This is a genomic window from Methanolobus halotolerans (assembly GCF_004745425.1).
GTDB classification, from domain to species: domain Archaea; phylum Halobacteriota; class Methanosarcinia; order Methanosarcinales; family Methanosarcinaceae; genus Methanolobus; species Methanolobus halotolerans.
The window spans coordinates 1-15,199 of sequence record NZ_PGGK01000021.1 but is presented as its reverse complement, the minus strand read 5'-3'; the positions used below and the strand labels follow the sequence as shown (position 1 = coordinate 15,199).

General features: G+C 41.5%; 7 protein-coding genes. 6 read left to right on the top strand and 1 reads right to left on the bottom strand.

From position 1 onward, the window contains the following. Positions 1-120 precede the first annotated feature (120 nt). Entirely contained in the window at positions 121-1,080 is a 960-nt protein-coding gene (locus tag CUN85_RS12315) for an NAD-dependent epimerase/dehydratase family protein (protein ID WP_135390621.1), read from the top strand. Positions 1,081-1,315: 235 nt separating this feature from the next. Here the strand turns inward: CUN85_RS12315 and CUN85_RS12310 are convergent, their stop codons facing one another. After that, on the bottom strand, positions 1,316-2,617 hold the full coding sequence (locus CUN85_RS12310; RefSeq protein WP_135390613.1) for a type IV pilin N-terminal domain-containing protein: 1,302 nt from the start codon (positions 2,615-2,617) through the stop codon (positions 1,316-1,318). 282 nt (positions 2,618-2,899) lie between these two features. Between CUN85_RS12310 and CUN85_RS12305 the strand changes: the two genes are divergently transcribed. The 5 genes from CUN85_RS12305 to CUN85_RS12285 form a co-directional block, all read left to right on the top strand. Then, positions 2,900-3,832, top strand: coding sequence for a prenyltransferase (locus CUN85_RS12305; protein WP_135390612.1), 933 nt, complete (start codon positions 2,900-2,902; stop codon positions 3,830-3,832). A 65-nt stretch (positions 3,833-3,897) separates the two neighbouring features. Continuing rightward, positions 3,898-4,206 (top strand): hypothetical protein, encoded by a 309-nt coding sequence (locus tag CUN85_RS12300; protein WP_135390611.1) that lies wholly within the window; start codon positions 3,898-3,900, stop codon positions 4,204-4,206. 89 nt (positions 4,207-4,295) lie between these two features. Beyond that, on the top strand, positions 4,296-5,036 hold the full coding sequence (locus CUN85_RS12295) for an SIMPL domain-containing protein (RefSeq protein ID WP_135390610.1): 741 nt from the start codon (positions 4,296-4,298) through the stop codon (positions 5,034-5,036). Between the two features lie 516 nt (positions 5,037-5,552). After that, positions 5,553-6,077 carry a response regulator gene (locus CUN85_RS12290; RefSeq protein WP_135390609.1) on the top strand — a complete coding sequence of 175 codons (525 nt, stop codon included), beginning with the start codon at positions 5,553-5,555 and terminating at the stop codon, positions 6,075-6,077. A gap of 435 nt (positions 6,078-6,512) precedes the next feature. Continuing rightward, the coding region (locus CUN85_RS12285; protein WP_135390608.1) for an S-layer protein domain-containing protein at positions 6,513-15,199 on the top strand (8,687 nt) is incomplete at its 3' end.

The window sequence follows — 15,199 nt, the reverse complement described above, 5'->3', positions numbered from 1 at the left end:
ACTTTGGGACTTTTACCGGATGTTTTCACAAATCTTAAATATGTACGGAGTGGTTATTATAGCCACAGCATGTATATTACGATCATTCAGGGATGCCTGAATGAAACACCGGGTGCAAAAATGGCTGGAAGCGGAGTATCGGAACGAAAAGTGCTTGTCACCGGAGGAGCAGGATTTATTGGCAGCCATGTTGTCGACAGGCTTGTCGGGATGGGGAATGAGGTAACTGTTTTTGATAATCTGAGTTCCGGGAGGATGGAGTTCCTGGACCGGCGCATGGACCATCCGAAGTTCAGGCTTATCGAAGGCGACCTGCTCGATACTGATGCCATTGAAACTGCATGCAAGGGCATGGACCTGGTTTTCCATATTGCTGCAAATCCTGATGTCCGTCTTGGAGCAGTGGACACAAAGGTTCATTTCGACCAGAACATCAAAGCCACCTATAACCTGCTGGAAGCCATGCGTAAAAGCGAAGTGAAAGATATTGCTTTCACATCCACTTCCACTATCTACGGAGAGGCCACAGTAATCCCCACGCCGGAGGACTACGGGCCATTGGTGCCTATTTCATTATACGGTGCATCCAAACTGGCCTGTGAAGCCCTTATCACATCCTATTCACACACATTTGACATGCGGTCATGGATCTTCCGCTTTGCCAATATCATCGGTGAAAGAGGTACTCATGGCATTATCGTGGATTTCATAGCCAAGCTGAGGAACGATCCTGCTGAGCTGGAGATACTGGGCGACGGCAGGCAGTCCAAGTCCTACCTTCATGTAAGGGAATGCGTGGATGCCATGATGTTCGCGGTCTCTGAAAGTAATGAAGAAGTCAATATCTTCAATATCGGCTCAGAAGATGCCACCAATCCCACCAGTATCGGCGAGATGATCGTTGAGGAAATGGGACTCAGCGATGTGGAGTTCAAATATACCGGGGGCTCCAGGGGCTGGAAAGGCGACGTTCCGAGAATGATGCTGTCAATCGATAAACTGAAGGCGCTCGGATGGAAGAATGAATGGGGTTCAGAAAGAAGTGTCAGGGAGACGATACTGTCTCTACTGAGAAACTGAACCGGGCCTTTGACCCATCAGGCTCTGTTCTGTATGTCAATGCATCCCTGTAGAATTCCTTTTTTCAATATCAAGAACAGAAAAACGCAAAGAACGTGTCCTGGCGCCATTATGATTTTGTGTTTAGATCAGGAACAACTGGCGCACTAAGCCAAATACAACCATTCGCTACAGAAGGCACTTTCTCTTCTGCACGGAAAGTTTTCACAACACTTACGCGCGATCTGCAGAATGATCAGATTATCTCGTAAAGCGCATCAAATCCGGCTATATCACTGGCATCCGGATTGAACTCAAGTTCGAAGCTGGCACCATCTGTTGGTGTTATATTGTAGAGTCGGATCTCTGAGGAGTTCGGAGCATCTATAAGTATGTTACTGTCTCCGTTCTCGCTGAAATATGTCTGTGAAGGGTGCGCAGGCAGATGATAGGATAGTGTGGACTCAAAGTTCTCTGCCTTATGTATGTTGATGTCGGTTACCTGTCCTGTGTTCACCAGAGTGCCATCCAGATAGAATTCAACATCGAAGTCATAAGTTATGATCTTCCAGGTGGTACCGGAATAGTCTATACTTGCTGTACCTGATGTCTGCTGGCCGTTCATCACAAGCGTGACATCCTTATTCTTTACATCCGTCTCAATACCGTCCATAGCCACATAACTGTTACCTGTCATTGCACTGAACCTTATATAGTCCCCGTCCGCAATGTAACCACCTTTGCCAGTTTTCTGCAGACGCATATCAGTTCCCGGGATAGGATTGCCAGCCTCTCCGCCCGCTGTTACAGTCCATGTCCACTCAATAGAATCTGTCAGCAGAGGATCAGTAGTATTCCTTGCGACCAGTGTCAGGTCATAAGTGCCCTCTGAAGGGCTTGTATTAGTATATGAAGGAGATGTACCGTTGGACCATGCAAGGTGCCGGCCGTCCAGGAAGAACTCGTTTATGGATGACTGGCTGCTGGATGCACTGAAAGTCACTTGCTGGGAAGTATTGCTCTGGAAAGGTGATGCGGGGTTCTGGCCTGAGAGGACAGGAGCTGTGAGAGTCAGGCCGCCGGGAGGCGCTTGTGTAATATGAGCACTTCCAAGCAGGGTGCCGCTTTTGATCACAAGGTTCGAGTCGGTGCTGATCAGGGTGACAGCAATGTAGTCATCCTGTCCGATATCATAAGACCACAGGCGGGAAGCATTGATGCGGATGGTCTCACCCAGGACCCAGTGATCATTTCCTTTTATCTGTTCAACTTCAGATGGCGTGAGATCCTTTCTGGTCCCGTTGATGTCCAGCAGGACCCGGATCCGGGGGATATCTATAGTCTCCCCGCCTGCATGCCGCAGGTAGATGGTATCGGAATCCACACCTACCCAGCCCTGGATGTCTGCATGCACCTTTTCCTGGGGACCGGCATATGAGAATATGAACACTGCCACGACCGAGAACGCAAGTACGGCAATTGCTGTCAGCAGTACCTCTCCTATAACCTCGGAGACGGCATCGGTATTTTCCAGGAAGGGAGTTATTTTTTCAGCCATAGAGACCTGCAGGTTCTGTTTTTGAGAACATTTTTGTTATGATATTATCATCCTATATAATATATAAAATATTTGTTATTTTATTTGAGCATGTGCAAAGATGGCTCCAGAAAAATAGTGTTTGCGTACATGTTTATTCTGATAGATCGTAATTCCAGGCTTTTTACGGCAGAGTGAGCACATATGCCTGCCACTAATTGCTGAGAAAACTATATTTGGTAAATAGGTCCTTTTATCATATGGAAATCTTTCATTTACTTTTATCTGGTTTTGGAGTAGGATATGACTGACAGATGTCCGGGTACTTTTGAGATAATAAGGGCATACGGACTGCTGGCCATGGTTGTGCCCCTGACAATAAGCACAGCTATCGCCGTGATCGTGACAGGAGGATTTAACCTTTCAGGCCTGTTACTGGCAGCTGTGGTCGGGTTCAGTATCCACATCTCCATGAACGTCTATAATGACATATACGATACGAAACAGGGGTGTGATACCCTGGACTCCGGGGAAAGCATTTTCAGTGGAGGATCCGCGGTGATGGTGAAGGATCCCGGGCTGGAAGGAAAGTTATTCACAATAGCCAGAGCCGGTCTTGTCGTGGGTCTTCTGGGAACCCTGGGACTGTTGTATATCTCTGAGAGGGAGCTCTGGCCTGTTTTCATCTTTATATTCCTGGCCGCCGCCTTTTTGAGCAAGTACTACACTGCCGAGCCTGTGAAGTTAGCTTACAGGGGCCTGGGCGAGATATCGATATGGCTCGGGTTCGGACCCTTTGCTATCCTGCTGGGAGCGGCTGCCCAGGGTATTCCTTTCCATCCGCTGGTAATCACGATCATGCCTGCTACCGGCCTGAGCACACTGATATTTGCCTGGGGGGGACAGATTGTCGATATGCCCTATGACAGAAAAGCAGGAAAACTGGGGCTAGTTATCAGGCTGGGAGGATTGAAGAGCGGCACATACGGACTTATGGTCCTGCATGCAATGCTCATAACCAATATCATCTTTGCAGCGTATGTGTTCAGCAACGGATGGATCCTGATACTTGCGCTGGTGCCGTATATAGCACTCCTGCCGAAGGTATTTGCCCTGCTGATGACAGGAATGGAGATCAGGGAGAATGTCTACGAGGGAGCCAGACTGAACTTCTTTAGTTTCGTGGTCTTCTCGGTGACGATCATGGCAGGGTTTTTCCTTATGGCAGTGATGTGAGGCTGACAGGAGCGGTTCCTGTGTTATTCAAATAAGGATATGCCCGTAGATTGAAATAATTACCTATGACATCAGGAAGTACAAAGATTGAATCCTATTCTCTTTGCACTTATATGATCCCATCCTTTGAGGTGCAAGGATATGATAGCTGGGAAATCTTCTTTGTATCCTGTCAACCTTGCGTTGTTATGTCCGGGGTCATGCACAGCAGTAAAAGAGAGTGGGAGAGTGCCGCCTCAAGGCGGATGGTTGTATCAATGAAGAAGGAAAACTTCTCAGAAGGATTCACGATGCCGGCAACAGTGGGACTTACCGGCACATGCGAGATCCTGATTTCAGTACCATACGGCATACATGACTGCAAACAGAATTGAAGTTTAGACTATTCTTTAATATGTCCTGATACTATTATAACCATATTAGATATTTATTGGAAATAATAGAACAACGGAGGATGTAAAAATTGTCACAAGGAGATAGTAACAATAAGTCATATTTTATTATCGTTGCACTGTCAGTTGTTTTGCTGCTGATGGCAACAACGATCTATGCCAGTTCACAGAGTGTATCAGAAAATGGTGCAGTAAATACTATAAACATCAACGGGAACGCAGAGAAGATGGTTGAGCCCGATACTGCGACAATGAGCATCGGTGTTGTAATACAGGCCCCTACTGCAAAACAAGCAGCGCAAGAGAACGCGGCCATTATGAGTGAGGTCATGGAAGAGCTTAATGCCACAGGTCTGCAGGATGAGGAGATCCAGACATCACAGGTTTCCGTCTACCCGGTATACAACTATGACGGGAAAGCAACCATCGAGGGTTATTCAGCCTCCAATAACGTGCGGGTAACCACCACGAAGCTTGATATACTGGGAGAGATCATCGACAGGTCTGCAGCTGCAGGAGCAAATCAGATAGGAGGTATTTCTTTTACCGTATCCGATGAAATGGAAAAAGAACTTCAGGAAGAACTTATCAGTGAAGCCGTAGCAGATGCTTCATCAAAAGCAGAGATGCTTGCCAGCAGCCTTGGAGTTAGAATAAGCGGTGTGAAGACATCATCCATAAACGACAATAGCCAACCCGGGATATATTATGAAAGAGAGATGGCAATGGACGAGTCATCAGCCTCCACTCCTGTCCAGCCGGGCAAATCTCCTGTTTCATTGTCAGTCCATGTCACATATATTATCGTGTAAGCAACTGGAACAGTGTAACGCCAGGTAAACATTCACCGGGGTGGCATACTGGCACCCCGGTGTGATCCTGTCATTTATTTTAAGCGCTTCTTTGTCGCCCTTCTCTGAGTGTGCGGTAAAAGGAGCCATCCATTTACCAGCAGGCATCCGGTTCAGTTGCATAAATGCTTATCGGAGACATTGCTTACCTGATCACGTACCATGAATTGTCAATATAGAAGTCTCAGGCTGATCAATGAACTCAGAAGGACTGTCTTATATGGACCAGGATCAGAGATGTCGGTCCGGCCAAAAAGATAATATTTCTAACACTAAAAAAAGGCCTTATCACAGTTAGAACTACGTTACCTGGGATCTCTGGCCAGGTTTTTGGACCAGTACTGACAACATTCTGCTTTTTTTGTTTGGGACGCTTACATCCCTTTATAAAATGTTGGATGATTTTTTTATCCAGAAGATAGTGTTAATTGCAGCTCTGCAGCATAGTACAAACCGTTATACCATTAAACTAATATTATGCCGGAAATCTATTTATATATAGAAAGTACATTCTATTTTTGTTTTAAGGGATCACATCTGCAGATCCATGTTAATGACCGGTTGTTTAAAACAAATACAAAAAAACTGACCGATGTAAAGTTTAAGGAAGTGAATAAGATAAAAAGCGTCCTTGTGGTTGAAGACAATGCTGAGAACCTGGAACTGTTCCTTTGCCTCCTCAAGATAAAAGGCTATAGACCAGAGGTAGCGATGGATGGAGAAAAGGCTTTAGAGCTTGTTAACCGGTGTTGTTTTGACCTTATTATACTGGACATAAGACTCCCTATAATTGACGGCTTTGAAGTTCTTAAGAGGTTAAAGACCAGTAAGAACCCGAATACGCCGGTCCTTGTTGTCACGGCATGTACTATGACAGAGGACAAAATAGATGCTCTTTCAGAAAGATGTATAAGTTACCTTAGAAAACCATTTAGCATGAACCAATTCCATGAAAATATCTCAATGCTCCTTCCCGGGCATGACCTGGTTAAAAATGTGTGAACTGCCTCTCGGCTAAAGACTCAGACGCTTCCTGCTTCATTCTCCAGACCAGGGGTTTTACGCTCCCTTATAAACATTACCAAGGCTATATCATAACCGTTCATTACCCTGAAAAAGATAGATATATTGAATAAACTTCGGACCCTTATGGTGGTTCTTTTTTTGGAAATGGAACGCGCCGCCTGCGGCGGATGGTTGTGTCCATGAAAAATCAAGGCAATCTTATTTAAGCATAGCTATTTCTTTATTGCTATATTCAGAAATTTTGCCTATTTTCCTGGCAATATTAAAGATTAAGCTTAACTTGATTTCATTTCTAAAATATTTAATTTTATGTTAAAAGTTGTATATTTTAGTTATGCATAAAACTATTTTCGTAAGTATTTTATATACGTAACTCTATTTCTTATTATAGTGGTATAAAGTGGTGGAATAATGGTTGAAGTAAAATTTGTTTTGTTAGTGGCAACTATCATATTAGTGGGAATATTTAGTGTAAATTCCGTTTCTGGAACTGACTTCATAGAAGTAAGAGGAAACGTTGCAACAGGTCCGACTACCTGGGAACCTACAGATTTTTCTGGGTTTTATTATGATCTCGATGAAAGAATTGGTTCCGAGGAGCTGAGTATAACACAAATTGATACAAGAACTATTCCTGAAGGAAACCTTGTCTACAAAACTTCAGTTCAGCAAATGGATTATGCAGCAGATTTTGCCAGTGAATATGGTAACAGTGATCCCAGTACAAGTGAAAGCTATCCTGTTATCGGTTTGTTTGGAGAGAAGTATGTACCTCTTTCTGACACTAACCCGGATGAGCTTGTAAAGCTGCTTATTGACAACGATGATATGTATACACTAAGAACTGGTTCAACACTCGAGCTACCAAATGGCTATGAACTTGTAGCAAAGCAAATAGATATCGAGGGTGACAAGGTCTGGATGGAACTCTCCAAAAATGGCGAATTAATTGCAGACGAGGTCGTCAGCGTAGTAGGTGGTCCTTTAACATGGACGTATAAAACAGATGTTGGTACCATTGATGATGTAATTGTTTTCAGGGTAAACATTATAGATGTGTTCCGCGGACAGGTTGACAGTCTTGCAGTCATTGAAGGTCTATATCTTGTAGAATATCAGGATGTACTCTCTATTGAATCCAGCGATGAGTTCGGGGAACTTGAAGTTGCCAGCATCATTGAAGGAACCATCACAATGGATAGTAATAGTGGTATTGCTCTTAACAGAGATAGTACTGTGGATATCGCAGATGGTTTTAAACTAAAAATTGCTGATTCTGATCAACTCAGGTTCTACTTAATGAAAGAATACACTGAACCTGGAACCTACGAGTTAAGAGGAACTGTCGCAAATGGTACAGAAACATGGACTCCAGCAAACTTCGCAGGCCTCTTCTACGATATTAATGATGATATTGGTTCCGAAGAACTTGCTTTAGCATCACTCAGCGGCAGGACAATTCCTGGAGGTGAACTTCTTTATACCACTAGAATTCAGCAGAAAGAATACGCTGCAAATTTCAGTGATAATCTAAGCTATCCAATAATTGGTTTGTTGGGAGGGAAGCATGTTGCTCTTGATGACAATAATGCAGATAAACTTGTAAAACTGCTTGTTGACAACGATGATGAATATACGTTTAGAAACGGCTCAACCCTCGAGCTTCCAAACGGCTATGAACTTACTGTAAAACAGATTGCTGTAGGAAATAATCAAGTACAAATGGAGCTTTCCAGAAATGGAGAGTTTATAGAAGAAAGTACCATTAATTTAGCAAATAATAGGACCACCTGGACTTATAAAGCCGATGTGGGTAACACTTCAGATGTAATAATCTTCAAAGTATTGGTAACTGATATTTCTTTGGATTCACAAGACAGTCTGGTTACAGTTGAGGGTATCTATCTCATAGATCACCAGAACATAATCTCCATCGAGTCTGGTGATGAGTTTGGAAAACTTGAGGTCAACAGTATTTCAGATGGTACCATACAAATGTCAAACATAGACTCAATCTATCTTACACGTAATCAAATAATCGAGACCTCTCCGAATATACTGTTCAAAGTAGCAGATGATGAAACATTGAGATACTATCCGTTTGTTGAAAAGAAACTTGAAGAAAATCCATTATACCTGGAAATAGATTCCTTCAATCCATCAACTGATATCTCGAGTTATGAAGGTTCTTCACAGACATTCACACTCAACATCAATAAACCTGCAAACATTACATGGTTCCTTGATGGAGAACAAGTCCAAACCAACTCATCAATAAATACTGCCTCATACACCTTATCAATTCTCTCTTTTGGAGATTATGCTATCAAGGCTGTAGCTTCCAATGAAAAGTATAGTGTTGTTAAAGAATGGAAATGGAAAGTACAAAAAAGCCCTGCTACGGTGGATAAAGTCTATTTCAGAAGCCCCATCTATGATGATTCATCTTCCATAAGGATTAATCCATTGAACTTCTCTGGATTTTATTATGATCTCGATGAAGGAATCGGTTCAGAAGAACTGAGCATAAAACAAATTACCTCAAGAACTATTCCTGGAGAAGGTCTTGTTTACAACACTTCAATCCAGCAAAATGAATACGCTGCAGACTTTTATAATGAACCTGGTAACAGTGACCTCAATACAAGTGTAAGCTATCCTGTTATCGGTTTATTTGGAGAGAAGTATGTGTCTCTCAATGACAACAGTGCAGATGAGCTTGTAAAGCTGCTTGTTGACAATGATGATAAGTATACACTCCAGACGGGTTCAACAATCGAACTTCCAGAAGGATATGAGCTTACAGCTAAGCAAATCGATATAGACGGTGACAAGATCTGGATGGAACTCTCCAAAGATGGGGAATTCATCGAAGATGAGGTTATCAGCATAGTAGGTGGTCCTGCAACATGGACCTATAAAGTGGATTTTAGTACTACCTATGATGTAATTGTCTTTAGGGCACTCATTACCGATCTATTCCAAGGAGAGACTGAAACTTTCGCAATCATTGAAGGTATATATCTTCTAGATTACGAAGATGTACTCTCCATCGAATCCGGTGATGTATTTGGTGAACTTGAAATCAACAGTATAAGTGACTCAATCAGTATGTCCAACGATGATGCAATCACACTCAACAGAAGCAGTACTATAGACATTGCAGAAGGTTTTAAACTTAAAGTTGCTGACTCAGATCAACTTAGATTCTATCTTATGAAAGAAGACATCGAGCCTGGAATTTATGAGATAAGAGGAAATATCGTAACTGGCTCACAAGTCTGGACACCTACCAACTTCGGAGGTCTCTTCTATAACCTTGAAAGCGAATCAAATTCCGAAGAAGTGTTGATCACAGATGTCTCTGGAAGGACAATTCCAAAAGGTTCACTAACGTATAAATCTACTATTCAACAAGTAGATTATAATGCACACTTTGCTATTGAAGAGGCAATTTACAATCGATATACATATCCTCTGGTAGCTTTCTTTGGAGATGAGTATGTTTCTCTCTCAGACACCAACCCCGATGAACTTGTTGAGCTTTTACTTGATACAGGTGACAATCATACTTTAAGAGAGGGTTCAATTCTTGAGCTGCCAAACGGTTATAACCTCACTGCAAGGCAGATAGATGTGGGGAATAGTCAGGCACAGATGGAACTGTCCAGAAATGGAGAACTTATAGAACAAAATCTAATTGATTTTAGAAGTGGTGAAACTACCTGGACCTATAAAACCGATCTTGGTAACACTTCAGATGTAATTGTCTTCAGGGTGTTGGTAACGGATGTCTCTATGGATTCACAAGGTAGCCAGGTCACAGTTGGAGGTTTGTACCTTGTCGATTTCCAGAATGTGCTCTCCATACAAATTGATGATGAGTTTGTAGAACTTGAGGTCAACAGCATCTCCGATGATACTATCCATATGTCAAACATAGACTCAATCTATTTCAAAAGTGGAGAAGTGATCGAAATTGCTCCGGGTATTATGTTCAAAGTAGCAGACGATGAAGCATTGAGCTACTACCCGTTTGTTAAAAAGCAAATTAAAGATAATCCATTATATCTGGAAATAGATTCCTTCAATCCATCAAATGAGATCTCAAGTTATGAAGGTTCTTCACAGACATTTACACTTGATACCAATAAACCTGCAAACTATGCGTGGTTCCTTGATGGAGAACAAGTCCAAACTAACTCATCAGTAAATAATGCCTCATACACCTTATCAATCCCATCTTTTGGAGACTACACTGTCAAGGCTGTAGCTTCCAATGAAAAATATAGCGTTGTTAAAGAATGGAAATGGACTGTTCAAAAAAATCCTACAATAATTGATAAGGTTGAGTTTAGAAGTCCTGTGTATGATGGTTCATCCACCATAAGCATAGATCCAATAGACTTTGCTGGATTTTATTATGATTTCGATGAAGGAATTGGTTCAGAGGAGCTGAGCATAACACAAATTGTTGCAAGAACTATTCCTGAAGGAAATCTTGTTTATAACACTTCAATTCAACAGGTGGATTATGCAGCAGATTTTGCCAGTGAATATGGTAACAGTGACCCCAGTACAAGTGAAAGCTATCCTGTTATCGGTTTGTTTGGAGAGAAGTATGTATCACTATATGATAGCACACCAGATCAACTTGTAAAGTTACTTGTTGACAATGATGATAAGCATACATTAAGAACTGGTTCAACACTCGAGCTACCACATGGCTATGAACTTACAGCTAAGCAAATCGATGTAGACGGTGACAAGATCTGGATGGAACTCTCTAAGGACGGAGAATTTGTCGAGGATGAGGTCATCAATGTAATAGCTGGTCCTGCAACCTGGACTTACAAAACCGATGCTGGTACCAATGATGATGTGATTGTCTTCAGAATACACATTACAGATGTATTCCAGGGACAGGTTGACAGTCTTGCAGTAATTGAGGGTGTATATCTTCTAGATTATGAAGATATCATTTCCATAGGGACTGGTGATCAGTTTGGTGAACTTGAAGTTACCAGTATTGTTGGTAGTACTATCACAATGGACACTACTATTGGTATTGATCTCAACAAAAACAGTACTGTGGATATTACAGAGGATTTTAAACTAAAAATTGCTGACTCAGATCATCTCAGGCTCTACCTAATGAAAGAATACACAGAACCTGGAACCTACGAGTTAAGGGGAAGTGTTGCAGGCGGTACAAAAACATGGACTCCAGCAAACTTTGCAGGCTTCTTCTATGACATAGATGCTAATATCGGTTCCGAGGAACTTGTAGCAAACCCGATTGTCAGTACCAGAACTATTCGTGAAGGAGATCTTGTATACAAGACATCAATCCAGCAGAAGGAGTACACTGCAAATTTCCATGATGATATAAGCTATCCAATAATTGGTTTGTTTGGAGAGAAGTATGTTGCCCTCGATGAAAACCGTCCACATAGACTTGTAAAGCTACTTGTCGACAACGATGATGAATATACGCTTAGAACCGGCTCAACACTAGAACTTCCAAACGGCTATGGACTTACTGTAACACAGCTTGACGTAGGAAACAATCAGGCACAGATAGAGTTTTCCAGAAATGGAGAATTTATAGAGAAAAATACCATTGATTTAGCAAGCGGTGAAGCTACATGGACTTACGATGTAAATGTAGGTGGAACTGATAATGTAGAAGTTCTCAAGGTCCTTATCACTGGTATTTCTATGGATTCACAAGGCAGTATGGCTACAGTTCGAGGGCTGTACCTTGTAGATTTCCAGAATGTAATCTCCATCCAAATTGATGATGAGTTTGTAGGACTCGAGGTTGGCAGTATCTCAGATGGTACCATACAAATGTCAAATATGGACTCAATCTATCTTACACGTAATCAAATAATCGAGATAGCTCCAGGTATAATGTTCAAAATAGCAGATGCTGAAGTATTAAGATACTATCCATTTGTTGAAAAGCAAATTGATGAAAATCCATTATACCTTGAAATAGATTCTTTCAGTCCATCAACTGAAGTTTCAAGTTATGAAAGCTCTTCACAGAGATTTACACTCAATGTAAATAAACCTGCAAACTTTACATGGTCCCTTAATGGAGAACAAGTCCAAAACAACTCATCACTGAGCAACGCCTCATATACATTATCAGCTTCTTCTTTTGGAGAATACACTATCAAGGCAGTGGCTTCCAACGAAAAGTATAGTGTTGTTAAAGAATGGAGATGGACAGTACAAAAAGGTCCAGCTGTAGTGGATAAAGTAGAAATCAGGAGTCCTGCATATGATGGCTCGTCTTTCATCAGGATAGATCCACTAAACTTTGCTGGATTTTACTATGACTTTGATCAAGGAACTAGTTCAGAAGAATTGATCATAGCGCAAATTAATGCAAGAACTATTCCCGAAGACGAACTTATTTACAGAACTTCAATCCAGCAAAATGAATACGCTGCAGACTTTTATAGTGAACCTGGAGATAGCAATCTCAATACAAGTGAAAGTTATCCTGTTATCGGTTTGTTTGGAGAGAAGTATGTGCCTCTCAATGACAACAGTGCAGATGAGCTTGTAAAGCTGCTGGTTGACAGTGATGACAAGTACACACTCCAGACAGGTTCCACCATCAAACTTCCAGAAGGATATGAGCTGACCGCAAAGCAGATCGATATCCAGGGAGACAAGATCTGGGTGGAACTTTCCAAAGATGGAGAATTCATCGAAGAGGAGGTCATCAGTGTAGTAGTTGGTTCTGCAACATGGACATACAAAACAGATACTGGTACCACTGATGATGTAATTGTCTTCAGGGTACACATTACAGATATATTCCAAGGGGAGTTTGAAACCTTTGCAGTTGTTGAGGGAATATATCTTCTAAATTATGAAGATGTACTCTCCATCGAATCCGGTGATGTATTTGGTGAGCTTGAAATTGACTCTATAAGTGATGCAATCAGTATGACCAACACTGGTACAATCACACTCAACAGAGATGATACTGTAGACATTGCAGAAGGTTTTAAACTTAAAGTTGCTGACTTAGATCAACTTAGATTCTACCTTATGAAGGAGTGCACAGAGCCTGGAATCTATGAGGTAAGGGGAAGCATTACAACGGGGACACAAACTTGGACATCTGCTAACTTTGCTGGTTTCCTTTACGATATAGATGATGATATCGATTCAGAGGAAATCGTAGTAGAATCTATCTTTAATTCAAGAACTATACCTGAAGCCAGGCTTGTTTACAATACTTCAATACGGCAAAAACAATACACTGCAAACTTTGAAACAGAAAACTCATTGATCAATAGTGGAACTTATCCTCTGGTAACTTTCTTTGGAGATAAGTATGTTTCTCTCTCAGACTCCCATCCTGATGAACTTGCTGAGCTTCTACTTGATACAAGTGGCAACTATACCTTGAGGAGTGGGTCAGCTCTTGAGCTACCAAATGATTATAATCTCACTGCAAAGCAAATTGATGTAGGAAATAATCAGGTACATATGAAACTCTCCAGAAATGGAGAGGTCATCGGGGAAGATGTCCTGAGCTTAGCAAATGATGAGACCACCTGGACATATAAGGACGATGTAGGTAATACTTCAGATGTAATAATTTTCAGAGCTTTGGTAACGGATGTTTCTATGGATTCGCAGGGTAGTCTGGTTACAGTTGGAGGTTTATATCTTATAGATTTCCAGAATATACTCTCCATCCAAATTGATGATGAGTTTGTAGAACTTGAGGTCAACAGTATCTCAGACGATACGATCCAGATGTCTAGCACAGGTCAAATCTATCTCGCACTTGGTGAAGTGATCGAGGTTGCTCCGGGTATTATGTTCAAAGTAGCAGATAATGAAGTATTGAGCTACTACCCGTTTGTTGAAAAGAAACTTGAAGAAAATCCATTATACCTTGAAATAGATTCCTTCAATCCATCAACTGAGATCTCAAGTTATGAAGGTTCTTCACAGACATTTGCACTTGATATCAATAAACCTGCAAACTTTACATGGTTCCTTGATGGAGAACAAGTCCAAGCTAACTTATCAGTAAACAATGCCTCATATACTTCATCAGTTCCTTCTTTTGGAGACTATATTATCAAAGCTGTGGCTTCCAATGAAAAGTATAGCGTTGTTAAAGAATGGAAATGGACTGTACAAAAAAGTCCAGTGGTGGTAGATAAAGTAGAGATCAGAAGTCCTGTATATGAAGGCTCAGCTTCCATAAGGATAGATCCAATAGACTTTGCTGGATTTTACTATGACTTTGATCAAGGAATTGGTTCCGAGGAGCTGAGTATAACGCAAATTAATGCAAGAACTATTCCTGAAGGAAATCTTGTTTATAACACTTCAATTCAACAGGTGGATTATGCAGCAGATTTTTTCAATGAACCTGGTAACAGTGACCTCAGTACAAGTGAAAGCTATCCTGTCATCGGTTTGTTTGGAGAGAAGTATGTATCACTATATGATAGCACACCAGATCAACTTGTAAAGTTACTTGTTGACAATGATGATAAGCATACATTAAGAACTGGTTCAACACTCGAGCTACCAAATGGCTATGAACTTACAGCTAAGGAAATCGATGTAGACGGTGACAAGATCTGGATGGAACTCTCTAAGGACGGAGAATTTGTCGAGGATGAGGTCATCAATGTAATAGCTGGTCCTGCAACCTGGACTTACAAAACCGATGCTGGTACCAATGATGATGTGATTGTCTTCAGAATACACATTACAGATGTATTCCAGGGACAGGTTGACAGTCTTGCAGTAATTGAGGGTGTATATCTTCTAGATTATGAAGATATCATTTCCATAGGGACTGGTGATCAGTTTGGTGAACTTGAAGTTACCAGTATTGTTGGTAGTACTATCACAATGGACACTACTATTGGTATTGATCTCAACAAAAACAGTACTGTGGATATTACAGAGGATTTTAAACTAAAAATTGCTGACTCAGATCATCTCAGGCTCTACCTAATGAAAGAATACACAGAACCTGGAACCTACGAGTTAAGGGGAAGTGTTGCAGGCGGTACAAAAACATGGACTCCAGCAAACTT

What these genes read in the sequence shown, in the direction of transcription:
- CUN85_RS12315 (WP_135390621.1), top strand. Translation starts at nt 121, where the DNA reads ATGGCTGGAAGCGGAGTATCGGAACGAAAAGTGCTTGTCACCGGAGGA.
- CUN85_RS12310 (WP_135390613.1), bottom strand. Translation starts at nt 2,617, where the DNA reads ATGGCTGAAAAAATAACTCCCTTCCTGGAAAATACCGATGCCGTCTCC.
- CUN85_RS12305 (WP_135390612.1), top strand. Translation starts at nt 2,900, where the DNA reads ATGACTGACAGATGTCCGGGTACTTTTGAGATAATAAGGGCATACGGA.
- CUN85_RS12300 (WP_135390611.1), top strand. Translation starts at nt 3,898, where the DNA reads ATGACATCAGGAAGTACAAAGATTGAATCCTATTCTCTTTGCACTTAT.
- CUN85_RS12290 (WP_135390609.1), top strand. Translation starts at nt 5,553, where the DNA reads ATGCCGGAAATCTATTTATATATAGAAAGTACATTCTATTTTTGTTTT.